Annotated in this window: 25 protein-coding genes; 5 read left to right on the top strand and 20 right to left on the bottom strand. The window is 59.7% G+C overall.

Going from position 1 to position 23725, the window contains the following annotated elements; translation table 11 throughout:
• Positions 1-45: 45 nt before the first annotated feature.
• A complete protein-coding gene (gene trmB, locus IEY47_RS15505) occupies positions 46-717 on the top strand; it encodes a tRNA (guanosine(46)-N7)-methyltransferase TrmB (protein ID WP_229779482.1) in 672 nt (223 codons plus the stop codon).
• 47 nt (positions 718-764) lie between these two features.
• On the opposite strand, the gene IEY47_RS15500 is transcribed toward trmB, so the two are convergent.
• From IEY47_RS15500 to IEY47_RS15455, 10 genes are all read right to left on the bottom strand, one after another.
• Positions 765-1088 carry a DUF3392 domain-containing protein gene (locus IEY47_RS15500; protein WP_188984269.1) on the bottom strand — a complete coding sequence of 108 codons (324 nt, stop codon included), beginning with the start codon at positions 1086-1088 and terminating at the stop codon, positions 765-767.
• A 15-nt stretch (positions 1089-1103) separates the two neighbouring features.
• Positions 1104-2255, bottom strand: coding sequence for a GGDEF domain-containing protein (locus tag IEY47_RS15495; protein ID WP_188984267.1), 1152 nt, complete (start codon positions 2253-2255; stop codon positions 1104-1106).
• 213 nt (positions 2256-2468) lie between these two features.
• Complete coding sequence (gene hemW / locus IEY47_RS15490; RefSeq protein ID WP_188984265.1) at positions 2469-3635, bottom strand: radical SAM family heme chaperone HemW; 1167 nt, start codon at positions 3633-3635, stop codon at positions 2469-2471.
• Positions 3632-4225: an RdgB/HAM1 family non-canonical purine NTP pyrophosphatase gene (gene rdgB, locus IEY47_RS15485; RefSeq protein ID WP_188984263.1), complete on the bottom strand. Its 594-nt coding sequence runs from the start codon at positions 4223-4225 to the stop codon at positions 3632-3634. Before rdgB ends, hemW begins: the two co-directional genes overlap by 4 nt.
• Before the next feature lie 46 nt (positions 4226-4271).
• Complete coding sequence (gene metW / locus IEY47_RS15480; RefSeq protein WP_188984261.1) at positions 4272-4892, bottom strand: methionine biosynthesis protein MetW; 621 nt, start codon at positions 4890-4892, stop codon at positions 4272-4274.
• A 2-nt stretch (positions 4893-4894) separates the two neighbouring features.
• Complete coding sequence (gene metX / locus IEY47_RS15475) at positions 4895-6034, bottom strand: homoserine O-succinyltransferase MetX (protein ID WP_188984259.1); 1140 nt, start codon at positions 6032-6034, stop codon at positions 4895-4897.
• Between the two features lie 154 nt (positions 6035-6188).
• On the bottom strand, positions 6189-6707 hold the full coding sequence (locus IEY47_RS15470; protein ID WP_188984257.1) for an Hcp family type VI secretion system effector: 519 nt from the start codon (positions 6705-6707) through the stop codon (positions 6189-6191).
• 325 nt (positions 6708-7032) lie between these two features.
• Complete coding sequence (locus IEY47_RS15465; RefSeq protein WP_188984255.1) at positions 7033-7626, bottom strand: YggT family protein; 594 nt, start codon at positions 7624-7626, stop codon at positions 7033-7035.
• A 9-nt stretch (positions 7627-7635) separates the two neighbouring features.
• Positions 7636-8469 (bottom strand): pyrroline-5-carboxylate reductase, encoded by an 834-nt coding sequence (proC, locus tag IEY47_RS15460; protein WP_188984253.1) that lies wholly within the window; start codon positions 8467-8469, stop codon positions 7636-7638.
• 9 nt (positions 8470-8478) lie between these two features.
• Positions 8479-9171 (bottom strand): YggS family pyridoxal phosphate-dependent enzyme, encoded by a 693-nt coding sequence (locus IEY47_RS15455; protein ID WP_188984251.1) that lies wholly within the window; start codon positions 9169-9171, stop codon positions 8479-8481.
• Between the two features lie 135 nt (positions 9172-9306).
• Here IEY47_RS15455 and pilT point away from each other — a divergent pair, with 135 nt between their 5' ends.
• Positions 9307-10341, top strand: a complete 1035-nt coding sequence (gene pilT / locus IEY47_RS15450) for a type IV pilus twitching motility protein PilT (RefSeq protein WP_188984249.1) — start codon at positions 9307-9309, stop codon at positions 10339-10341.
• 144 nt (positions 10342-10485) lie between these two features.
• Positions 10486-11631, top strand: a complete 1146-nt coding sequence (locus IEY47_RS15445; protein WP_188984247.1) for a PilT/PilU family type 4a pilus ATPase — start codon at positions 10486-10488, stop codon at positions 11629-11631.
• Positions 11632-11794: 163 nt separating this feature from the next.
• Here IEY47_RS15445 and IEY47_RS15440 read toward each other — a convergent pair whose 3' ends face one another.
• Both IEY47_RS15440 and IEY47_RS15435 read right to left on the bottom strand, forming a co-directional pair.
• A complete protein-coding gene (locus tag IEY47_RS15440) occupies positions 11795-13249 on the bottom strand; it encodes a UdgX family uracil-DNA binding protein (protein ID WP_188984245.1) in 1455 nt (484 codons plus the stop codon).
• 2 nt (positions 13250-13251) lie between these two features.
• Positions 13252-14460: a putative DNA modification/repair radical SAM protein gene (locus IEY47_RS15435; protein WP_188984244.1), complete on the bottom strand. Its 1209-nt coding sequence runs from the start codon at positions 14458-14460 to the stop codon at positions 13252-13254.
• A 325-nt stretch (positions 14461-14785) separates the two neighbouring features.
• Between IEY47_RS15435 and IEY47_RS15430 the strand changes: the two genes are divergently transcribed.
• Entirely contained in the window at positions 14786-15187 is a 402-nt protein-coding gene (locus IEY47_RS15430; RefSeq protein ID WP_188984242.1) for an NINE protein, read from the top strand.
• Positions 15188-15195: 8 nt separating this feature from the next.
• Here the strand turns inward: IEY47_RS15430 and IEY47_RS15425 are convergent, their stop codons facing one another.
• A complete protein-coding gene (locus IEY47_RS15425; protein WP_188984240.1) occupies positions 15196-16185 on the bottom strand; it encodes a LacI family DNA-binding transcriptional regulator in 990 nt (329 codons plus the stop codon).
• Between the two features lie 249 nt (positions 16186-16434).
• On the opposite strand from IEY47_RS15425, the gene IEY47_RS15420 reads away from it, so the two are divergent.
• Positions 16435-17622, top strand: coding sequence for an L-talarate/galactarate dehydratase (locus IEY47_RS15420; RefSeq protein ID WP_444544327.1), 1188 nt, complete (start codon positions 16435-16437; stop codon positions 17620-17622).
• Positions 17623-17662: 40 nt separating this feature from the next.
• Here IEY47_RS15420 and IEY47_RS15415 read toward each other — a convergent pair whose 3' ends face one another.
• The 7 genes from IEY47_RS15415 to gshB form a co-directional block, all read right to left on the bottom strand.
• The gene (locus tag IEY47_RS15415) at positions 17663-18943 is read right to left on the bottom strand and encodes a dihydroorotase (RefSeq protein WP_188984236.1); all 1281 of its coding nucleotides are present in this window, start codon (positions 18941-18943) and stop codon (positions 17663-17665) included.
• Positions 18943-19950, bottom strand: a complete 1008-nt coding sequence (locus IEY47_RS15410; protein WP_188984234.1) for an aspartate carbamoyltransferase catalytic subunit — start codon at positions 19948-19950, stop codon at positions 18943-18945. Before IEY47_RS15410 ends, IEY47_RS15415 begins: the two co-directional genes overlap by 1 nt.
• 16 nt (positions 19951-19966) lie before the next feature.
• The gene (gene pyrR, locus IEY47_RS15405; protein ID WP_188984232.1) at positions 19967-20476 is read right to left on the bottom strand and encodes a bifunctional pyr operon transcriptional regulator/uracil phosphoribosyltransferase PyrR; all 510 of its coding nucleotides are present in this window, start codon (positions 20474-20476) and stop codon (positions 19967-19969) included.
• A 56-nt stretch (positions 20477-20532) separates the two neighbouring features.
• Positions 20533-20982, bottom strand: coding sequence for a Holliday junction resolvase RuvX (gene ruvX, locus IEY47_RS15400; protein WP_188984230.1), 450 nt, complete (start codon positions 20980-20982; stop codon positions 20533-20535).
• On the bottom strand, positions 20979-21548 hold the full coding sequence (locus IEY47_RS15395; RefSeq protein ID WP_188984228.1) for a YqgE/AlgH family protein: 570 nt from the start codon (positions 21546-21548) through the stop codon (positions 20979-20981). The genes ruvX and IEY47_RS15395 overlap by 4 nt, the downstream gene beginning before the upstream one ends.
• A gap of 61 nt (positions 21549-21609) precedes the next feature.
• A complete protein-coding gene (locus IEY47_RS15390; protein ID WP_188984226.1) occupies positions 21610-22500 on the bottom strand; it encodes an energy transducer TonB in 891 nt (296 codons plus the stop codon).
• A gap of 152 nt (positions 22501-22652) precedes the next feature.
• The gene (gene gshB / locus IEY47_RS15385; protein WP_188984224.1) at positions 22653-23606 is read right to left on the bottom strand and encodes a glutathione synthase; all 954 of its coding nucleotides are present in this window, start codon (positions 23604-23606) and stop codon (positions 22653-22655) included.
• Positions 23607-23725: the final 119 nt, after the last annotated feature.

Here is a 23725-nt window from a genome sequence, read left to right as displayed (position 1 = left end):
CTACCGAATCCCATGACCGATACCCCCGAAAGCCAACCGCGCGCCATGCGTACCATCAAAAGCTTCGTGATGCGCGCTGGCCGCATGACGGAAGGGCAGGAGCGCGGGTTGGAGCGCGGTTGGCCGCTGTATGGTTTGGAGCTAGCAGATGGCTTGCAGGATTTCGATCGGTTGTTCGGGCGCCAGGCATCGCGCACGTTCGAGATCGGTTTCGGCATGGGCCATTCGACCCTGGAAATGGCCGCAGCCGCCCCGGAGCAGGATTTCATCGGCGTTGAGGTGCACAAGCCAGGTGTAGGCGCATTGCTCAACGGCATGCTCACGGCGGAACTCAGCAACATTCGCGTTTACAGCTGCGATGCGCTGGAGGTCCTGCGTGACTGCGTAGCGGATGCGTCATTGGATCGCGTATTGCTGTTCTTCCCGGACCCTTGGCATAAATCCCGTCACCACAAAAGGCGTATCGTCCAACCCGCGTTCGCCGAGTTGGTGCGCCGCAAACTCAAGGTAGGTGGCGTGCTGCATATGGCGACCGACTGGGCCCAATACGCCGAACACATGCTCGAGGTCATGCGTGCCGCGCCGGGTTTTCACAATCTCTCCGCGGACGGCACCTTCATACCGCGTCCTGAAGAGCGTCCCGTCACCAAGTTCGAGCGACGTGGCGAACGCCTGGGGCATGGCGTATGGGACCTGAAATTCGCCCGCAGCGAATAACGCGACAAGTGTCAGCGTCTACGCTGGCCCTGCTCGATTCAGCCCCGTCAACTTCGGTCCGCCAGTACCCCGATCACGAAGAACAGCAGCACCAGTACTGGCGCCAGCGTGTAGTTATTGAAATAGCTCAAACCCTGGGTGATCCAGCCGGGTAGGTGAATCATTGCCAAGCCATAGCCGGCTGCGCAGATGATCACGAACAGCAGTGTTCTGAAGACGAAATTGAGGCTGCCAATACGCTGTTGTATCCAGCCATTGATGGCGGGCCCGAGCAGCACCAGCAAGGTAGCGAGAATGGCGATGGAGATTTCGCTCAGGTGACTGCGGCTCCAGCGCGATGCCGTTGCGATAAGGTCGAGTATTACGTCCACGGTATGCTCCTTGTTTCAGCCATGTTCGACGCGATTCCTACCGGCGTGCTTGGCTCGGTAGAGCGCGGTGTCCGCCCGGTTCAGTATCTGCTCGAGGTCTTCGCCCGGTCGGGCGGTGGCACAGCCGATACTCACCGTCATCGGATAAGGTTTGGCGTCGTCCTGATACGGGGTGGCCTCCACGCAACGGCGAAGGCGCTCGGCGACGATGCCGGCCTGGCGCTCGTCCGCATCGCACAGCAGCAGTACGAATTCTTCCCCGCCGTAACGCCCCAGTGGCTCGTTCGGGCGCAAGACGGCATTTAGCGATCGAACGATATGCTTGAGCACTTCGTCGCCGATCTGATGGCCGAGCGTGTCGTTGACGGTTTTGAAGTGATCGATATCCAGCAGCAGCATGGACACGGGTTTGCGCCCGGTCAGTTCGCGGCGGGCCAGCGTCATCACCACTGGCCTGGCAAAAGCGTTGGTGAGCGGATCATGGCTAAGCTGATATTCGAGCAGTGAGTGCAGGCGCTCGTTCGACATGAGGATGAAGCCCACCGAAATGCAGATGACCAGCAGGCTGTGGGTCGAGAAGTACAGGACGTTCAGCGGTGTCGGCGCGAACAGATCCGCCAAGCCATCATTGGTCGCCCAGAAGGCGTTGAGCGCCCTTAGCAGTGAAACGATAACGTCGAAATAGACGCTAATTCCGGTGAACAAGTAAGGGAATACCGCGCGTTCCGCCATGCGCGGTCGGTAGCGCATGACGTCTCGGCCGAACAGGTACAGCAGAGCAGCGGATAACAACGAGAAGATGACGGAGCGCGCGGCCAGGGTGTCTTGGAAGTAGGTGAAATACGTGAGCGCGAGGGTGGCGAGGCCCACCGCAAAGATCAGCTGACGGTTGGCGGGCGCCTTGTCGAAGAAGGCGCGTCCTCCCGCGTAAATCATGGCCACCGCCGTCAGCGCGGCCGTGTTCGCCAGCGAGACCGAAAGCCAGTTGGGCGCCAGGCCCCGTAATCCATAGAGCAGTGCCGCGACCGATAGCATCAGCATGCCGGCGCTCCAATGTCGACTGCCGCCCAGCCTGTCCCGAATCGATTGGGGCATGGCGAATAGCACCAGCGACATCAGCAGACTCAACGCTGACAGGATAAAAATGATGCTGCGTGGGTCGAGCACGCTGGCTTCTCGTTGTGGGGTTAAAAAGGCCGCATAGGGTACCCGAAAAGTCGTGCATGAAGATGCCGATTTGGGCGGCTTGATTGAGATTTGAAGGCGTAGACGGCGACGCTTCGCGGGCATGGCCCGCTCCCACGAAAAGCATGTTCGCGCGCAGCGCTCAGCGCGCTGTAGGGGCGGGCTTGCCCGCTGTGGCCAACGCGGCTAACGCGGCTAACGCTCTTCCGCGAGAAACAACTGCAACAGGTCGTTCAGGAACAACTGGCCTTTTTCGGAGGCCACGAGGCGGTTCGGGCGATCCGCCAGCAGGCCTCGCCGAACGGCGTCTTCGCGGGATGCCTTGATGGTTGCAAGATCGAGGCCCGTGCGTTGGGCGAACTGCTCCGCCGGTACGCCTTCGGTTAGACGCAACGCGTTCATCAGGAATTCGAAAGGTAATTCGTCAGCGTTGAGTATCCGCTGGCCTGCAAGGAAGGGCTTCGCAGAGTTCAGGTAATCCTTGGGCAGGCGAGTCTTCCAGGTTCGCCGAATAGTGCCATCAGGCGAGCTGAGCTTGCCGTGAGCTCCGGCGCCAATACCGATGAAATCACCGAACGCCCAATAGTTGAGATTATGCCGAGCCTGCTTCCCAGCACGGGCGTAGGCAGAAATCTCGTATTGCGCATAGCCGTTCGCGGCAAGGTACGCCTGCCCGGCTTCCTGGATATCCCATAACACGTCGTCTTCGGGCAGCACGGGTGGCTGCGACCAGAACACCGTGTTGGGCTCCATCGTAAGTTGGTACCACGAAAGGTGAGTTGGCGATTGTTCCACCGCGATGCGCAGGTCATCCAGCGCGTCTTCGATGGACTGGTCCGGCAAACCGTGCATGAGGTCGAGGTTGAAGTTGTCGAAGCCAGCTGCGCGGGCCATATCGGCGGCGCGGATCGCTTCCTCGCCATTATGGATACGCCCAAGGGCCTGAAGCTTTTTGGGCTGAAAACTTTGCACGCCGATGGACAGCCGATTGATACCCGCTGCGCGATAGTCCCGAAATTTCGCCTGCTCGAAGGTGCCGGGGTTCGCCTCGAGCGTGATCTCGATGTCACCGGCAAAGGGCAAGCGCTGTTCGACACCTTGCAGCAATCGATCCAGAGCCTTTGCGGAAAACAGGCTCGGCGTTCCGCCGCCAAAGAAGATCGATGTCAGCACCCGGCCATGGCGATCGGCGGCATCCAGATCCAGGTCTGCCAATAGCGCATCGACGTAGGCGTCTTCGGGCAGTTCAGGCCCTGCGGCGTGGGAATTGAAGTCGCAGTACGGGCATTTGCGGACGCACCACGGGATGTGGATGTACGCCGCAAGGGGCGGAAGCTGAAACTCGGTCGAGATGCGCGTCATAAGCCTAGGCGTTGCTTGAGCAGTGCCATTGCCCGTGCACGATGGCTGATGCGGTTCTTCTCTTCCGGGGCGAGCTCGGCGCTGGAGCCGTCCGCGTCTGGAACCCAGAACAGTGGGTCATAGCCGAAACCATGGGCGCCGCGTGCCTCGAAGAGGATGCGCCCCTGCCACAGGCCTTCGCAGAGGATCGGCAGAGGGTCGTCCGCATGGCGAACCAATGCCAGGCAGCATACGAACTGGGCGGTTCGCTCGCGCTCGGGCACGTCTTTCAACGCCTCCAGCAGCTTGGCGTTGTTCGCTGCATCACCTTTGCCGTCGGCGTAGCGGGCGGAATAAATGCCGGGTGCGCCGCCCAGTGCATCGACGGCTAGCCCCGAGTCATCGGCCAGCGCGGGAAGGCCGGAAACGCGCGCAGCGTTGCGCGCCTTGAGGATGGCGTTCTCGACGAACGACAAGCCAGTTTCTTCCGGCTCAACTTCGCTGAACTCGCCAATCGAGCGAATACGCACCGAGCCGCCCAGCATCGCTTGCAACTCCTTGAGCTTGCCGGCGTTATGGCTTGCGAGAACGAGTTCGGTCATGGAAAGCATGGGTGACTCCAGAGTGCTTGGGTTCTGTACGAAAGGCGTCCGCGCCCTAGATGGCGACATTGTGATCGGTGAAACCCGCACCGCTGATGCGGTAGATCCCGATTTCACCGAACAGGTTGGGCCAGATCCGGCTAGCAGGGCCGTGGCGATGGTGGCGGTCGACCGCGAGGCGATTCATGACGCGCGCGTCGAGCTTGCCACACAGGCGCTCGAAGTCCTCGAACGTGCAAAAGTGAATGTTCGGCGTGTTGTACCAGGTATAGGGCAGGAAGTCCGACACTGGCATGCGTCCGCGACCGCCAAGGTAAACCCGGCAGCGCCAGTGGCCGAAATTCGGAAAGGTGATGATGCAGTGCTTGCCCACCCTGAGCATTTCGCTCAAGACCTTGTCCGGGTAGCGCAATGCTTGCAGGGATTGCGTCATCACGACCACGTCGAAGGTGTCGGCGCCGAAATTGCCGAGGCCGTCATCCAGGTTCTGCTCGATGACATTGACGCCACGGTCCAGGCAGCGCTCGATTTTCTCCGGGTCGATCTCCAGGCCGTAGCCGCTGACGCCGCGATGCTCTGCGAGCCAGGACAGCAGCTCGCCGTCGCCGCAACCGAGGTCGAGCACGCGGCCGCCGGTAGGAATCCAATCTTTGATGATGTCGAGGTCGGCTCGCATGGTTACACCTCGATCCGGTTCATGTAGCCCGCAAACCCGCGCAGGTATCGCGGGATTGGAATGAGGAAGGCGTCGTGCCCTTGTGGGGCATCGATCTCGAGGTAGCTGACGCTTTTCTTGGCCGAGATGAGCGCTTCGACGATTTCCTGCGAGCGGGCTGGCGAGAAACGCCAGTCGGTGGTGAAGGACATCAGGCAGAAGCGCGCCTGCGCGTTAGCGAAGGTCTTCGCCAAGTCGCCGTCATGCGCCTGCGCAGGATCGAAGTAATCGAGCGCCTTGGTCATTAACAGATAAGTGTTCGCATCGAACCGGCCGGAAAATTCTTCGCCCTGGTAGCGCAGGTAGCTTTCCACCTGAAATTCGACGCTGTGGAAGTCGTAGTTGAGCTTGTCGGTTTTCAATTCGCGGCCAAATTTCTCGCCCATCGAATCATCCGACAGGTAGGTGATGTGGCCGACCATGCGCGCCAGCATCAGGCCGCGCTTGGGAATCACGCCCTGTGCCTGGAAATCGCCGCCATGGAACTCCGGGTCCGACAGAATGGCCTGGCGGGCAACTTCGTTGAACGCGATGTTCTGCGCGGACAACTTTGGTGCCGAGGCAATGGCGATGCAATGACGCACGCGTTCCGGGTAGCTGATCGTCCATTGCAGCGCCTGCATGCCGCCCAGGCTGCCACCGATAACAGCCGCCCATTGCGCGATACCGAGCACGTCGGCCAGTCGTGCCTGACTGTTGACCCAGTCTTCCACCGTAACGACAGGGAAATCGGCGCCGTAGGGTGTGCCGGTGGCCGGGTTGACGCTCGTGGGGCCCGTGCTGCCATTGCAGCCACCCAGATTGTTCAGCGCGACGACGAAGAACTTGCGTGTATCGATAGGTTTGCCAGGGCCGATGCAACTGTCCCACCAGCCGGGTTTACGATCGTTTTCATCGTGGTAACCCGCAGCGTGATGGTTGCCCGAAAGGGCGTGGCAGATCAGCACCGCGTTGGATCGCGCTGCGTTCAATTCGCCATAGGTTTCATAGATGAGTTCATAGCCGCTGAGGCTACGGCCGCAGGCGAGCGCAAGTGGCTCTTCGAATACCTGTGTCCGCGGGCGGACGAGGCCAACGGAATCATCGGGAAAGGGTATGGGCATCGACCCTGCTCGTGCAAAAGTAAGGCGCGGATTCTACTGGGAAGTCGCCGCGTTCGCATCCGTGGTCGTCGGGAGGAGGGAGCAGGGTCTCTGGTATCGAAAGACGTCCGACACAGACCATTGCGGGTCTGTGTCGGATCGAGCATCGAGGCGATCAGGACGCGATCGGTGAGCGCCAGTCATCGGAGCCGGACGTGCCGGAGACTTCGTGAGTCCAGACGATCTTGCGGTACGTGAAGTACACGTCTTCCAGATGAGTGAAATGCGCCATGTTCGGGTCTTGGCAGTTCGGCATGCGCGACTGCACGTCGACGATGATCGCGTCTTCCAGTTCGATGGTGAAGTAGTGTTCTTGCGTGCCGGTCGCGGACGTGCGGTACCACTCCAGGCGGCATTTGTTCAGACGTTCGCCCGAGGTCAGGGAGTTGAAGATCAGCGGCGAGGACTTGTCGAATACCTTGGTGATCATCAGCGGTTTGTGCACGCGCTGGCCGGTAGGCTGACCCGACTGCGGATCGCGGGGAATGATGACCTGATGGTTGAAAGCCTGAACCAGAATCTGGTCTTCGTGGCCTTCCTGGAAGATGTTGCCGACCGAGTCTTCGGTGAAGGTGCCGGCGGTGATGAGCCCTTGTTTGGTGCCTTCCAGGGTCATGTAAGCAGGTGTTGGCATGATGCGCTCCTTTGCGTTGATAAGGGATCGAGTGATCCGTTGCCAAAGGGAGAGCGATTGTCGTGCCAGATTTAAATAAGTCTCTATTTATCAATTAGTTATACGTTTTTACGGGTGGGCGGGAAGGTGCCCTGTGAGGCAGCTCACGCGCATGTGAGCAACGCTTTGCGCAGCGTTGGCAACATGTTGCACATGGCCCTTGAAAGCGACGATTTCGCCGGCCTTGGGCGGCAATAAGGGCCGGTTGCGACGCGAGGGTGCGCGGGATATTGCGCAGCTATCCGCACACCGGCCATCGCCCAAGTTAGCGATGGCCGGGCTGGGTTTACATGAAGGGGCTGAGAATCTGCGGCATGCCGGTTTCAGCCGCCAACCTGACGATCACGAAACGGTCGATCAGATTGATCGCCATGAACGCGAAGATGGGAGAGATATCCAGCCCGCCCAGGTTTGGCAGAATACGGCGGAACGGCGCCAGGAAGGGTTCGCAGATCTGCTGAACCAACTGCGCGGCGGGATTGAAACTGCCAGGCGCGACCCAGGACAGGATCACGCTAATGATCAACGCGAAGAAAAAAATCTTCAGGAATAGCGATGTCACGGCCAGGATCGACCACACCAGTAGCTGCAGCAAGTAACCGCCAGGCCCGTAGCCCATCAACACCAGCACGATGATCATCAGCAGCAGTTGGATGACGATGGCCAGTACCAGCGAAGACAGATCGAGGCTGCCAAGGCTTGGAATGACGCGCCGCATTGGCTTGAGGAGCGGGTGCGTGGCGCGAACGATGAATTGGCTCAGCGGGTTGTAGAAATCGGCCCGCACGAGTTGAAGGATGAAACGCAATAGCACGATCAGCAGGTAGAAGCTGCCCAGCGTTTGAATAACGTAAATCAGTGCTTCGTTGAGTCCGGACATGAAACGCTCCTATTGTCCAAGCTGAGCGGCCAATTCGGCCGAACGGTGGGCGGCAGCATCGAGTGCCTTTTGCACGAGGTCTTCGAAATGGTTGGCTTGGAAGGCGTTGATGGCGGCTTCCGTGGTGCCATTCGGCGAGGTTACCCGGCGCCGCAGCTCGGCGGCCTCGACATCGCTCGTAGCCACCATGCGTGCGGCGCCCAGCGCGGTTTGCGCCGTGAGCTTCGCGGCCACCTCGCGGGGTAGCCCAAGCTTTTCGCCCGCGGCTGTCATGGCTTCCACTAGGAGAAAGAAGTAAGCCGGGCCGCTTCCCGAGACTGCCGTCACGGCATCGATAAGCGATTCGTCGTCCAGCCACATGGCCAGGCCAACGGCGGACAGGAGCTGCTCGGCTTGAGCGCGTTGGGTGTCGCTCACCTGCGCATTGGCATACAGGCCGCTCGCGCCCTCGCGAAGCAGGGCTGGTGTATTCGGCATGCAGCGCACGATAGGGCGCAATGCGCCACTGGGGCCGCCGAGCCATGTCTGTAGGCTGGTGCAGGGAATGCCCGCGGCGACAGAGACGATAAGCTGCCCCTCGGACAACGACGGTGCAAGATCGAGACACACCGCTTTCATCACTTGCGGCTTGACTGCCAAAACCACGACATCGGCGTTCTCGACGGCTTTAGCATTATCGGCAAACGTCTCGATGCCGTGCTCGGTGTGCACGCGAGTGCGATTGTCTTCGCCCGGATCGCCTGCGCAGAGTTGCGCAGCGTCCAGGCCCTGGGCGCGAAGTCCGCCAATCAGGCTCGCGGCCATGTTGCCCGCGCCGATGAAAGCGATACGAAGGTTGTTCATCCAGATTCCTTATCGAATTGACGTCGAATAGTCGCGGGCGCCAAACAGCGCAGTACCGATGCGAACCCAGGTTGCGCCTTCGGTAATGGCTGCCTCGAGGTCGTGGCTCATGCCCATGGATAGGGTATCCAGTGGCAGGCTCAACGCGGTGAGTTGTTGACGTAGAAGCGCGAAAGGCTCGCGTTGTCGTTGTGGATCGTCCTCCGGCTCGGGAATCGCCATCAGCCCGCGCAAACGCAGCCTCGGTAGTTGCGAAACAGCCAGCGCAAGCTCCGGCAGCGCTTCGAGCGAACACCCGGATTTGCTGGCTTCGCCGCTGACGTTTACCTGCAGGCAAATGTTGAGCGGTGGCAAGTCTTCCGGGCGCTGTGCAGACAGGCGTTCGGCTATTTTCAGCCGGTCGACCGAATGCACCCAAGCGAACTGCTCGGCGATGGCTTTGGTCTTGTTGGATTGGATCGGTCCGATGAAATGCCAATCGATCGCGAGATCGCTCAATTCGGCCTGCTTGCCGAGCGCTTCCTGTAGGTAGTTTTCGCCGAAATGCCGCTGGCCGCAGGTGTAAGCGTCGCGTAATGCCGACGCCGGCTTGGTCTTGCTGACGGCCAGCAGACCGACGGCTTTTTCGTCACGCCCGGCGGCGCTCGTCGCGGCCTCAATACGGCTGCGTACCTTTGCAATATTTTCCGCTATCGTGGACATTAGCCTCGCTCATTGAAACGACCGTAGCGCAGCGGCTCGACACGCCTTTATCAGCATGTCGCCCAAATGCCGGCAGCCTTCGCGCCGGCGTGAACCTGCGGCATTCTACCCGCTTGCCTCTGATTGGGGAGTCCCATGGATATTACCGAGCTGCTGGCGTTCAGCGCCAAGCAGGGCGCGTCCGACCTGCACCTTTCCGCCGGCTTGCCGCCCATGATCCGCGTGGATGGCGATGTGCGGCGCATCAACCTGCCGCCGATGGACCACAAGCAGGTTCACGCACTGATCTACGACATCATGAACGACAAGCAGCGAAAGGATTTCGAGGAGTTTCTCGAGACCGACTTTTCGTTCGAAGTGCCTGGCGTTGCCCGTTTCCGGGTCAACGCGTTCAATCAGAATCGGGGCGCTGGTGCGGTGTTCCGTACGATTCCTTCCAAGGTCCTCACCATGGAAGATCTGGGGATGAGCGATGTCTTTCGCAAGATATCCGACGTGCCGCGGGGCTTGGTCCTGGTAACCGGGCCGACGGGTTCGGGGAAATCCACAACGCTCGCGGCCATGCTGGACTACCTCAACAGCACCAAGTACCACCACATTCTTACCATCGAGGACCCTATCGAATTCGTTCACGAGTCGAAGAAGTGCTTGGTGAACCAGCGCGAGGTACACCGGGATACGCTTGGCTTCTCCGAAGCACTGCGCTCGGCACTGCGGGAAGACCCGGACATCATTCTCGTCGGCGAAATGCGTGACCTGGAAACGATTCGCCTCGCGCTGACGGCTGCGGAAACCGGCCACCTCGTATTCGGCACGCTGCACACCACGTCGGCCGCCAAGACCATCGACCGTGTCGTCGACGTGTTCCCGGCGGAGGAGAAGTCCATGGTGCGTTCGATGTTGTCGGAATCGCTGCAGTCCGTGATCTCGCAGACGCTGATCAAGAAGGTCGGAGGTGGCCGCGTCGCCGCGCACGAAATCATGATCGGCACGCCGGCCATTCGAAACCTGATTCGCGAAGATAAGGTCGCCCAGATGTATTCGGCGATCCAGACCGGCGGCTCCATCGGCATGCAGACGTTGGACATGAGCCTCAAGGCGCTGGTCGCACGTGGGCTCATTAGCCGTGACGCTGCACGCGAGAAAGCGAAAACGCCGGAAAACTTCTGACGCGCGCTGAAGCGGCGGCCCAGTAAGGTCTGCCGCTCTGTCCATCATTTCTTCCCGCTGATCGTGTTATCGGGCTTCCAATCTGTGAGCCCGGCACGCAGGCGGTTCTAATACCACGCTGCACATTTCTGGAAGATAGGCGTCATGGAATTCGACAAGCTGTTGCGGTTGATGGTTGAGAAAGGGGCTTCCGACCTGTTCATCACGGCGGGCGTTCCGCCATCCATCAAGGTGAACGGCAAGATCTTGCCCGTCACCAAATCACCGATGTCGCCCGAGCTGACGCGTGAAACCGTTTACGGCGTGATGAACGAGCAGCAGCGCCGCGAGTTCGCGGAAAACCATGAATCCAACTTTGCGATCAGCGCACGGGGTATTGGCCGTTTTCGAGTGAGTGCGTTTTTCCAACGCAACCTAGCCGGGATGGTGCTGCGCCGGATCGAGACGCGTATCCCGACGATCGATGAGCTGCGCCTGCCGGAGAGCTTGAAATCACTGGCGATGGCCAAGCGCGGTCTGGTGCTGATGGTGGGCGCGACTGGCACCGGCAAGTCCACCTCGCTCGCAGCGATCATTGGCCACCGCAATCTCAACAGCAGCGGCCACATTATCTCCATCGAAGACCCCATCGAATATGTGCACCAGCATCACAGCTGCATCGTCACCCAACGCGAGGTCGGGCTGGACACTGAGTCGTTCGATGTCGCGTTGAAGAACACGCTGCGCCAAGCCCCGGACGTCATCATGATTGGCGAGATTCGCTCGCGTGAAACGATGGATTACGCGCTGGCCTTCGCGGAAACCGGCCACCTGTGCCTCGCGACATTGCATGCCAACAATGCCAACCAGGCGCTGGATCGCATCATCAACTTCTTCCCGGCGGATCGGCACAACCAAATCTGGATGGACCTTTCGCTCAACCTCAAGGCGATTGTCGCGCAGCAGTTGATTCCAACGGTCGCTGGCAATGGGCGACGTGTCGCAATCGAGGTGTTGGTCAATACGCCGCTGGCAGCGGACATGATCCGCAAGGGCGAGGTGCATGAGCTCAAGGGTCTCATGAAGCGTTCCCCCGAAGCCGGCATGCAGACGTTCGACGAGAGTTTGTTCAAGCTGTATCACGATGGGGAAATCAGCTATGAAGCCGCGCTGCAACACGCGGATTCCGCCAACGACCTGCGCTTGATGATCAAGCTTGAGTCCGAAACGGACGGCGATCACCTGCGCCGAATGAGCGATCGTCTTAGCCTGGAGCCTGGCGAAGAAGCTGGCGGGCGAAATTTACGTTAGACCCGCTCCTACCGACAGCTCCGACCTCAGGGTGGATGCAGGCAATCCCGTCTGTGGGAGCGGGCCGGTAGGTGCAGACCAGGCCAGTCTGAAAATCCTTCGCGGGCATGGCCCGCTCCCACGAAGAGACGCAGGTATCCTGCATTTAAATGGATATCCGATATTAGTGCAGCGTGGAGATCAGTTCCGCCGCCTTAGTCAGTGCATGGCATAGCTCTTCGAAATACCGCCTTTGTTGCTCATCCCGATTACGCAGAATCGCTGCGGGGTGCGGGGCAGTCAGCACCCAGCGACCGTCGTGCTTGAATGCCCGGCCGCTGTAATCGGCAAGACGGATTCGCTGCGGGTCGTGTACTTCGAGTATGGAGGCCAGCGCCGTTCGGCCCAGCGCGACGAGCACCAGCGGTTTGATGTCCGCGAGTTCTTTCGTTAGCCAATCCCGACACGCACGGATCTCCGCAGGTTTCGGTGTGGCGTGCTTGCGCGTCGCAGCCTTGCCGTGAATGCCTCCGCGAGGCTCCCATTTGAAATGCTTGACCGCGTTGGTGACGAAGATAGCCGCTCGATCCAGGCCTGCGCTTGCGAGCGCCTGATCCAGGATCTGCCCTGCCGGACCAACGAAGGGCCGCCCCGCAAGGTCCTCATGGTCGCCAGGCTGCTCGCCAATCAACATGATTTGCGCATGTGAACTGCCCGCGCCAGGAACAGCACAGGTTGCGTTCTGCCAGATATCGCATTGACGGCACTCGTCCAGGGAGGTGGGCAGCGGACGGACTGGCTGCGCACGCTCCCGGGCAATCAGTACTTGTCGACCTGCTTGTTTTCCGACGCTCTCGGTTTGCGCAAGCTTTTGCTGCCCGGCGCGGGCTTGGGTTGCCAGTTGTGGAATCAGATCGCCTTCTGGCAGATGCTTCCAGAAACGCGCAGGCATATGTCCGCGCATGACCTTTTCGTTAACTCGGGCAGGGTTGAACGTGCTGCTGTAATACGCCCGCCATAGCGCCTCGCCGTCGTCCCGCGTGCCCTGGGCCAACTGCCGCAAATCGTCGGGGCAGGGTGAGAGAAAGGAGAGCGAGGTGCCGTCGCAGACTGCGGCGCCTTCCGGAGTGGCAATCAGCCAACTAACGCTTCCCATTCGATGATGAAAATGGCCCGACGCAAGTTCCAGTACATCATGGGCGGGTTCATGCCAGGCGACGAATCGAGGTGTCGCGTCCTCAGCGCGTTCAGCGAAACGCAAGAAGGCGTGCATGTGATGGGCTTCACGCCGCACGCTTTTGACCCGCCCATGCAGCTGCGCGCCGTCGATATCGCCCGCAAGCATTGCGCTCCGGTCCCCGCGCGTCACACGCCAGAGCACGCGGTACAGCAACGCCCACCGATCCGGCGCACGGTAGCAGGCGGCGTACTTTAAAAGCTCGGGCAGCTTGCGCGGGATCGCAAGGGCAACCGACGGTTGCGTCGGCTCATCGAGAACGTCGGGCGAGGCGAAAAGATCGGCAGCAGGATCATTTCCCGCTTGCCACGTGATCTGGTCGGGAGCCGTTTGATCCAGCAGCAGTTTGCGTGCAATCGGTCGCCAGGCTTCAAAACTGCCGGCAAAGTGGATCGTTCGCACGTTTACCAGAGCGCCATCTGTGCAGGCTGCTCGGTAAGCGATCGCCGTAGAGAGTGTGATTCCCACTGATCGCGCTGCGGGCGATAGTCATCTGTGACAATGAAAGGCTTCACCTTTTCCATCGAGCAACGGAGTCGCACGAGGTCGTTGAAGCGGATCCGGCGCTCCCGCCGCAGTTGCACCAGACGCTTGGCATTGAGCATGCCGATCCCAGGAATACGAGCGATCAGCATCGCATCCGCCCGGTTGAGGTCCATCGGAAACTGCTCCCGATGATTCAATGCCCACGCTAATTTGGGATCGATATCCAGCGGAAGATTGCCAGAAGACAGCAACTCATCGGCTTGAAATCCGTACCCGCGCAGTAGAAAGTCCGCCTGATACAGCCGATGTTCACGCATTAAGGGTGGAGGTTGCAGCGGGACGGTGCCCGGACTCTTGGGAATGGGGCTAAACGCTGAGTAGTACACACGCTTGAGGCCATAGGCGCCGTACAGCCGTTGCGCCGTGTCGAGAATGGTCCGGTCGTCCGTGGTGTCGGCACCGACGATCATCTGCGTGCTTTGCCCTGCGGGGGCAAAACGGGGTGCGCGGGTCTCTGCGGTGGATTCCTCCACGCCCAAGCGAATCCGTCCCATGGCTTTGCGAATGCTCTGGCCGTTTTTTTCCGGCGCCAGGTTTTCCAGACTGATCTCCGTTGGCAGCTCGATATTCACGCTAAGCCGGTCCGCATACAGGCCGGCTTCTGCAATCAGCTGCGGGTCCGCATCGGGAATGGTCTTGAGATGGATGTAGCCGCGAAACTCATACTGATTGCGCAGAAGACGCGCCACGCGAACCAGTTGCTCCATGGTGTAGTCCGAGGAGCGGATAATTCCAGAGCTGAGGAATAGGCCGCTGATGACATTCTTTCGATAGAAGTCGATCGTCAATTTGGCGACTTCTTCCGGCGTGAAGCGCGCACGGGGCACGTCGCTGGAGCGGCGATTCACGCAGTACTGGCAGTCATAGATGCAGAAGTTGGTCAACAGCACTTTCAGCAACGATACGCAGCGGCCATCGGGGGTGAAGCTATGACAGATGCCCATTCCGGTATCGGCGCCCAGCCCGCTCTTGCCTTTGGAGCTGCGTTTCGGCGCGCCGCTGCTGGCGCAGGAAACATCATATTTGGCGGCGTCTGCGAGTACGATCAGCTTGTCGGTGAGGTCCATGGCGGGCTCTAATACTGTATGAAAATACAGTATCGTACTCGGGCGTGGACGTGACAACTGCCGGCCACTTCCGTACGTCGGAGCGCATGGCCAGCGCTGCGGATAACTCCAATGTACGATGCGAGTTTTAGAGCCTGTTCACGATCTCGCGAGCTAGAGCTAAACGGGGGCGAAAACAGCTGAGGGCTGCGCACTGGGCTCGCACACGAGTTTACGTGCTGTAAATGAGCATGCCGAAGCTGTTTTCAACGCCGTTTAGCCGACGCGCAGCAGATCGTGAACAGGTTCGTAGGCGATGTTCGAAACGAGAGTGGAGAGGTAGCACATGCAAACCGCAGACACCCATAGCAAGGTCATTGGCTATTTGCTGTGGATTTTTGGCTTTACGGGCGCACACCGGTTCTATTACGGCAAGCCGGTGACGGGGACGATCTGGTTCTTTACGTTCGGGTTGTTCCTGATCGGCTGGATCATCGACTTGTTCTTGATTCCCGCGATGGATCGGGAAGCCGATTTGCGCTTCAACGCCGGGCACCTGAATTACAACGTTGCGTGGGTCTTGCTTACCTTCCTTGGGATTTTCGGCGTGCACCGCATGTATCAAGGGAAATGGATCACCGGGCTTTTGTATCTATGCACCGGCGGCTTGTTCTTTTTAGGTGTGCTCTATGACTTTTGGACGCTCAATGACCAGGTGTCGTTGAAGAACGCACGGCAGCGGTACTGAACGAGCCCTTAAGTACTTTCTCGAACCACAAGCCGAAACCCTACATCGTCGACACTGGTACGCGTTACCAGCTCGCCGGTGAGACGCTGTAGGAGGCGTTGCGCGATGAGCTGTCCGATCAGAGCGCCATCGATTGCAATGGTCGTCAGGCGAGGGTGGGTATACGCAGCGAACTCCAAGTTTCCATAGCCCATGACGGCGACATCCTCGGGTATTCGTAATCCGCGTGATTGCGCCTCCGCCATGACACCTTGTGCCAAAAGATCGATGCTGCAGATCACCGCGTCCATGCCCATGGATTCGTCCAGCAGCGCTTTCATCGCCTCTCGACCATATCCGACCAGCACCGGAACGGGCGTAATGTGACGAGCTGTGATGTGCACCCCGGCGTCGATGAGGCGTTGCTCGCAAGCCGTTCGGCGCTGGGTCCCGCGCGCGTCGCCGCTCCAGACCAGCGCCACCTTGCGGTAACCTCGTTCGATGATGTGCTCAGCCATCGCCTTGCCGGCATCAGGATGGGAGAACCCCACCAGCGTGTCGATGGGGCGATCATGAATTTCCCAAGCTTCGATGACCGGTATGCCACGAGCCAGCAGCTTTTCTCGAGCCGCAGGCGACTGCAATGGATGGGTGAGAACCAGACCGTCTGGACGGCGGGCGAGGATACTGTCGATGAGCGCGGATTCGCCTTCTTCGCTGAGATCTGATTGGGCCAGCAGCAATTGATAACGTGCGTCTGCGAGGCATTGACCAAGGTGTTCGATGGTGGCGTCGAACACGCGATTGGCCACCGTTGGAATCACAACCACAACCAGGCGGCTGCGCTGAGAAACCAGTCCGCCCGCTAGAAGATTAGGTACGTAACCCGTCTTGGCAATCGCCGCTTTGACGCGTTTAGCCGTTTTTTCCGATACCAAGTGTGGATGATTAAGCACGCGAGACACGGTGATCGACGAGACCTTAGCCAGGCGGGCGACGTCGGCGAGGGTGGCGCTCATGGGGCTTGGCGGGCTCTGTAAATGACTGCTCTTCGATTCCATTTCCCGCTTCATACGCTCTTATCGATTACCTGATTTGCCGCGATCATAGCGACTTCACTCAGCGGTTTAGAAAATTATCTGTCGCTTTTCATCAGTAAGACTTGCATGACAGCGCTGTCATTATGTTAGCGTTGTCATCGAGTTTGGTTCATTTTTTCGCGAACGTCTGTAACGCCAACAACAATTCGATGGAGACGCTTCATGAGCATGATCGAAAGCAACGTATATATCGACGCCAAGATTCCTTCGATGGAAGCCGGGCCGGCATCCGTGGATAAAATCGAGTGGGTGAAGCTTTCCCTGCTTTTCCTGCCACTCGCGGCGCCAATCAGTGACGCGAAAGTGCTCACTGGCCGCCAAAAGCCGATGACCGAAATCGCGTTCGTGTTCGCCGAGATCCGCACGCGTGACGGGCATGAAGGTATTGGTTTTGGTTATTCCAAGCGTGCGGGTGGTCGTGGCATGTTCGAACATGCCAAGGAGATCGCCCCGAATCTGCTGGGTGAAGACCCGAACGATATTGCGAAGATTTTCAATAAGCTTCTGTGGGCGGGCGCGTCCATGGGACGAAGTGGTATGGCGGTTCAGGCGGTAGCGCCTTTCGACGTTGCGCTGTGGGACTTGAAAGCGAAACGTGCCGGCTTGCCACTTGCCAAATTGCTTGGCGCACACCGTGATTCCGTCCAGTGCTACAACACCTCGGGCGGGTTTCTATCGACGCCGTTGGACAAGGTTCTGGAGAACGTCGAAAGCAGTCGCGCTAGCGGCATCGGCGGCATCAAGATCAAGGTGGGCCAGCCGGACACGGCGATCGACTACGCGCGGGTCAAAGCCGTGCGCGAGAAGCTGGGTGAAGGTTTCCCCTTGATGGTGGACGCAAACCAGCAGTGGGACCGCGTCACTGCGCAGCGTTTCTGCCGCAAGCTCGAGGAATTCGATCTCACCTGGATCGAAGAGCCGCTCGACTGTCAGGACCATGAGGGTCATGCGGCGCTTTCCGCTTCCCTCGACACGGCAATCGCCACCGGCGAGATGCTGACGAGCTTCGAGGAGCATGCGCGCTTCATCGGGGTGAAGGCCGCAGACTTCGTGCAGCCCGACGCCCCTCGGGTGGGTGGGATCACGCCTTTCCTGCAGATCATGAACCTGGCGAGTTTCAACGGCCTGAAGCTGGCGCCGCATTTCGCCATGGAGATCCATTTGCACTTGTCCGCTGCCTACCCGACCGAGCCATGGTTGGAGCACTTCGAGTGGCTGGAGCCGTTGTTCAACGAGCGTCTGGAACTGCGCGATGGACGCATGTGGGTGCCGAATCGGCCAGGCTTGGGGTTCAGTCTTAGTGAGCAAGCCGTGGCGTGGACCGTCGCGACCGAAACGTTTGGGACTCGCCCTTGATCGATGTTGGGGCCACCCTGTAGCGGGCGGCCCGGCTATCTCAAGCGCTAATGGCCTGAAAGCTAAGGCGGCCGTTCATCAATGTGTAGCGAACGCTTCCAGGTAGGGTGTCACCCATGAAGGGGCAGTTTCGGCCCTTGGAGTACCACTGCTCGCCAGCAGTGGTTTTTCCAGCCCGGTCGAATAGCACGATGTCGGCGGCGGCCCCGACGTTCAAGGTTCCTGCGGGAAGCCCAAATACCGCCGCTGGGCCACTTGTCAGCCGCTGTAATAGCGTTGGTAGATCCAACAGCCCGTCTTCGACCAGGGACAGCGCAAGTGGCAGGAGTATCTCGACGCTGCTTATTCCGGGTTCGGTCGCCGCGAACGGTGCTAGCTTGGCGTCTGCTTCGTGGGGTTGATGATGGCTGGCGATAGCCTGAATCACGCCTGATTTGACGGCCTCCCGTAGTCCCTCCCGATCCTGCCGGGAGCGCAGCGGTGGCTGCACGTGATAAAGGCTCGAAAAACCCGTAAGGGCGTCGTCCGTTAGCAGCAACTGATACAAAGCCACGTCAGCGCTTACGGAGAGCCCCCGAGCCTGGGCGTCGGCGATCATTTGCGCGCCACGGGCACTGGTTATCTGCGTGAAATGCGCCCGGACTCCGGTTTGTTCGACCAGCAGGAGGTTGCGCGCCAAGGCGACCGTTTCGGCCGTTTCCGGGATGCCGGCAAGACCAAGGAAGCTCGCCGTTGCGCCTTCGTGGGCCAACCCGCCGTTGGCAAGGTCCGGGTCTTGCGAATGGAAAACGACCGTAAGGTCGAAGGTCGCCGCATATTCCAGGGCGCGCTGCAGTACTCGATTGTTGGCCATGGGGGCGAGCCCGTTGCCAAAGCCAATGCAGCCGTTGTCGCGCAACGTGACGAGTTCGGAAAGCTGATCGCCCGCCAATCCTTTGGTCAGCGCGCCGATCGGGAAGACTTTGGCGTGACCTGCTTCTTGGGCGCGGTCCAGGATCAATTCGGCTATGGCCGCGGTATCCAGTATAGGACGGGTCAAGGGCGGACAGCATAGCGACGTTACGCCCCCGGCTGCCGCTGCCAGCGTTTCGGTCGAGATCGACCCTTTGCGCGTGTAGCCCGGCTCGCGAAGCGCAACGGACAGGTCGACGAGGCCGGGGGCCGCGATCAATCCCTGCGCCTGGATGCTATGCCGGGCTTCGAACCCGGCAGGCTTCGCACCGACCGCGACGATCTTGCCTGCGTCGAGATAGAGGTCAGCAACCTTGTCGATGCCGGAGGTGGGGTCGATAACGCGGGCTCCGAGGATTTCGGTAGGCATCAGGCGTGCTCCTCGGCGTCCTGGTTCATCTGACGTTGTGCGGTTTGTCCGCTCATGGCCATCGACAACACGGCCATGCGAATGGCGATACCGTAGGTGACCTGATTGAGAATGACGGATTGCGGCCCGTCCGCGACTGCGGATTCGATTTCGACTCCGCGATTGATCGGGCCAGGGTGCATGACGATGGCGTCGGGCTTGGCGTGGCGCAGCCGCTGTTCCGTGAGGCCGTAGAGGCGATAGAACTCGCCTTCGCTGGGAAGCAGGCCGCCTTGCATACGTTCGCGTTGCAGCCGAAGCATGATGACGACGTCTACGTCTTTTAGTCCTTCGCTGAGATCGTTGTAGACGCGGACGCCGTACTGCTCGACACCGACCGGAAGCAGCGTCTTTGGCCCGATGACGCGAATGTCCGGACAACCCAATGCTTTGAGCGCCAGCATGTTCGAGCGGGCGACGCGGGAGTGCAGGATGTCGCCAACGATCGCGACTGACAGGTTTTCGAACTGCCCCTTGTGTCGGCGGATCGTCAGCATGTCCAACATGCCTTGGGTCGGGTGCGCGTGGCGCCCGTCTCCGCCGTTGATGATCGCAACGTTCGGGCAGACGTGCTCTGCAATGAAATGGGCGGCCCCGGAGTCGCTGTGGCGCACGACGAACATATCGGCGGCCATGGCCTCGAGATTGCGCAACGTATCGAAGAGTGTCTCGCCTTTGCTCGTGGACGAGGTGGACACGTTCAGGCTGATCACGTCAGCCGAGAGCCGCTGGGCAGCCAGTTCGAACGTTGTCCGAGTTCGCGTCGAGTTCTCGAAAAACACGTTGCAGACGGTTTTCCCGCGCAGCAGCGGCACCTTTTTAACAGCGCGCGCACCCACCTCGAGAAACGAGTCAGCGGTATCGAGAATTTCTGTCAGCAGGGCGCCCGGTAAATTGTCGAGCGAGAGAAAGTGGCGAAGCTGGCCCTGATCATTGAGTTGCAGCGAACGCATCACGTCTTTAGGCATGTGGCTGGCCTTGTGTTCAGGAGGCAGAGAGGGTTTGCAGTTCGAGCGCAAGCGGCGCGGGGCCGGACAACTTGATGCGCTGATCGTCGCCCAGCGCAAGGGTGGCGCCGACGATATCCGGGCGAATGGGAAGCTCGCGCGCATTGAGGTCGAGCAGGCATACCAGCGTAACGCTGGCAGGGCGGCCGTAATCGAATAGCTCATTGAGTGCTGCGCGAATCGTCCGACCGCTCATGAGCACGTCGTCGATCAGTACGAGGTGTTCGCCCTCGATGGCAAAAGGCAGTTCGGACGGCTGGACTTGGGGATGAAGCCCGTTTTGCGTGAAATCATCGCGATAGAACGACACATCGAGTACGCCCATTTTATCGTCGCGCCCCATCTGTTCGAGCAAGGCCTGTGCGACCCACACACCGCCCGTGCGAATGCCAATGAAGTGAGGGGTGTCGATGCGGCGATCGGCGAGGTAGGTCTGCAACTCAGCAGCCATTTTTGGCAGCAGTTCGCCGGGTAATGGCAGTGTCATGGCGTGTCCTCTATGGATGCCGCTAAAGGGCAGCATCTGTCCTTCTTTGTATGCGGTTACAGGGTGGATGGATGATGTTCGAGCCATCCTTCCAAGAGCAAGGCGGCGGCCAATGCATCCACTGGTCGATCGCGGTAACCGCCTCGCTGCCCTTGCGCCATTCGGTGGCCTTTGGCTTCGAAGGTGGTCAGGCGCTCATCGTGGGTGAATGCCGGCAGGTTGAAGCGGCCATTGAGGCGGCGCGCGAACTTTTCCGCGCGGTCACTCATGTCGCTGCGCGTACCGTCCATGTTCAGCGGGAGACCGACCACGACCGCGTCGGGTTGCCACTCCGCGATAAGGGCCTCGACTCGAGACCAATCTGGAACGCCGTTTTGAGCCTTGAGCACACAGAGCTCACGCGCCTGGCCGGTGACGGCTTGGCCGACAGCAACGCCGATTTGCTTGGTGCCGTAGTCGAAGCCGAGCAGGAGGCGAAGCGCCCCGGTCTGGCGTGACCCGGTCATGCATGACCCGCTTGGGACGTCAGCAGGGTCAGGTCGACCCCTAGACATGCCGCGGCTGCGGCAACGCGTGCATCACTTTCCACTTCGAACAGGATTGATGCGTCGGCAGGGCAGGTGAGCCAGGCGTTCTGGACCAGTTCTTCTTCGAGTTGCCCTGCGCCCCAGCCGGCATAGCCAAGGGCGATCAGCGACCGTTGCGGCTCGAAACCATCGGCGATGGCGAACAAGATGTCCTGCGACGTGGACAGTGCGATCTCTCCAAGCTCAAGCGTCGCCTGAAAGGTCGGGCCGGCGGGATGAAGCACGAACCCGCGGTCCGTCTGGACTGGCCCTCCCGAATACACCGGCATCGCAATGCTGCGTGCATCGGCGGTGGTGTCCGGGCGCAGCTGTTCGAGGACGTCAGCAAGGTTGAGGCCGGAGGGTCGGTTGACCACGATACCCATGGCGCCTTGATCATTGTGCTCGACAATGTACGTCAGGGTATGGGCGAAATTTGGATCGGCCATGTGCGGCATGGCGATCAAAAACTGATGCTTTAAATAGCTAGAAGTGGTGTCTCTCATGGATCGCTAGTTTCGGCCTTCCACTGTCGGGCATCAAGCGGATTTGGCCGAAGCGTTACGACTATTGGCTGGAGAGACGATCGCCACGTTCGAATCGCCACGTCCGAATGATCTCGAGGCGGTCGATATCGGACAGGTCGCCGGTAAAGGGCGAAAAGGGCGCTGCCAACCGGACGATTCTCAGCGCAGCCTGGTCAAGCACCGGCTTGCCAGATGACTCAAGGATCTGCACCTCATACAGCGTGCCGTCTTTGTTGATGGAGACGAGCAGGCGAAGGCTGCCATAGATGCCGTCGCGGCGCGCTTCGCCGGGGTAATTCAAATTGCCCACGCGTTCGATGCGCTTACGCCAATCTTCTTTATAGGACGCGCCTTTGTCTTGCATGGTCGAGGCTGCATTGATCCGGTAGATCCGCGGACGCTTGGCGTAGCGTTCGACTTCATTGGCCAGCTCGGCTTCCAGGCTGGAAATCTCTGACGTGAGTGGCTCACTCTCTGTCGTAGGCGCTTCCTGCGTAGGTGCCTCGTCGCGCTCGTCAGTCGTTGCCGGCGTCTTCTCGCGCTGTGGTGAGCGCGTAGCGATTGCAGTCTTGGGGGAAAGCTGTTGGGTGGCAGGCGGCGGCGACGACGGAGGGCTGACCTCGTTGACCTCAGTGTCTTGAAACGCAGCCTGCTGCGTGGTCTTGGGAACGGCTTTCTCTTCAAGCGTGCCGCTGCCCTGCTGATTGTGCTGAGCGAGAAAGTCCGCGTTGTCGGGTGCTTGGTCACTCTTGAACGTCGCGAGCGTCACTTCGAGCGTTTTGCTGAGCTCCAGCGGATCGGACAGGGTAAAGCCCACGCCCAATATCACGGCAACGTGCAGCACGGCGGCGAGAAAGAGCGTGAAGCCCAGGCGATCCGAGGATCTAACCGGTTCAGGGTTCAAACGAGTGGGCTTCACGGCAGCATTCATGGAGGTCGTTGATAGCGGATGTGCGGGGCAGTCTGCCGATAGCCCGCAGGGGCCGCAAGACTTGGCGAGCAAGTCTGCGGACTGCGCAACGTTTAAGGTCTGTTGACTATTTACTCACAGCAACCCGGCTTGCGACGATACGTCAACAGGCTCTAGGTTCTATCAAGCTTCTTGGCGATAGCGTCCATGAGCTGCGCGCCAATTTGCGTTCCAAAGGTGGCGTCGATCTCTCGAATGCAGGTTGGGCTGGTGACGTTGATTTCGGTCAGGTGCTCGCCGATGACATCGAGTCCGACAAACAACAGGCCCCGCGCGCGCAGGGCTGGCCCTACATTACGCGCGATCTCGAGATCGCGCTCAGTCAATGGTCGTGCCTCTCCGCGCCCGCCTGCGGCGAGATTGCCGCGCGTCTCGCCTTGTGCAGGAATACGCGCCAGGCAGTAAGGAACCGGCTCCCCGTCGATCATGAGGATACGTTTGTCGCCATCCTTGATCGCGGGGAGGTAGCGTTGTGCCATTATCTGGCGAGTGCCGTGCAGCGTCAGTGTCTCGAGAATTACCGAGAGGTTCGGGTCGCCTTCACGGTGCCGGAATATGGAAGCGCCACCCATTTCGTCCAGCGGTTTGAGGATAACGTCACCGTGCTCAGCTGCGAACTCGCGCAAAATGTCCGACCGGCGGCTTACCAAGGTCGGCGGGGTGAATTGCGGGAATTGGGTGGCGAAAAACTTCTCGTTGCAGTCACGCAGGCTCTGCGGTTTGTTCACCACGAGCACTCCGGCCTGTTCGGCAAGCTCGAGTAGGTACGTGGAATAGACGTACTCGCTGTTGAAGGGAGGATCCTTGCGCATGAGGATGACATCAAGGTCGTCCAGTGATGCATCCACTTCTTCGCCGAGTTCGAACCAGCGTTCTGGATCAGGAAATACGTTGAGTGAACGCATCCGGGCACGGGCTTTGCTTTTGCTTTGGTAAAGGTCCTTTTGCTCCATGTAGTGGAGTGACCAACCGCGCTCCTGCGCGGCAAGCAGCATGGCCAGCGAGCTATCCTTCTTGAAGGATATCTGTGCAATGGGGTCCATCACGATCCCGAGGCGAACGCTCATCGAAGCTCCTTTGGTTTCAATGGGATTGAAAAAAATTGGCAGGTACTGACCGTTTGGGTTGTGGGTACATGCCACAGTAAGTGCTTTCCAGGGTCAGCTTCTGACCCCGCCGTGCGTGT

It is taken from the genome of Pseudomonas matsuisoli (genome assembly GCF_014647635.1).
Classification (GTDB): domain Bacteria; phylum Pseudomonadota; class Gammaproteobacteria; order Pseudomonadales; family Pseudomonadaceae; genus Pseudomonas_P; species Pseudomonas_P matsuisoli.
This window is presented reverse-complemented; position numbering and strand designations above follow the sequence as displayed.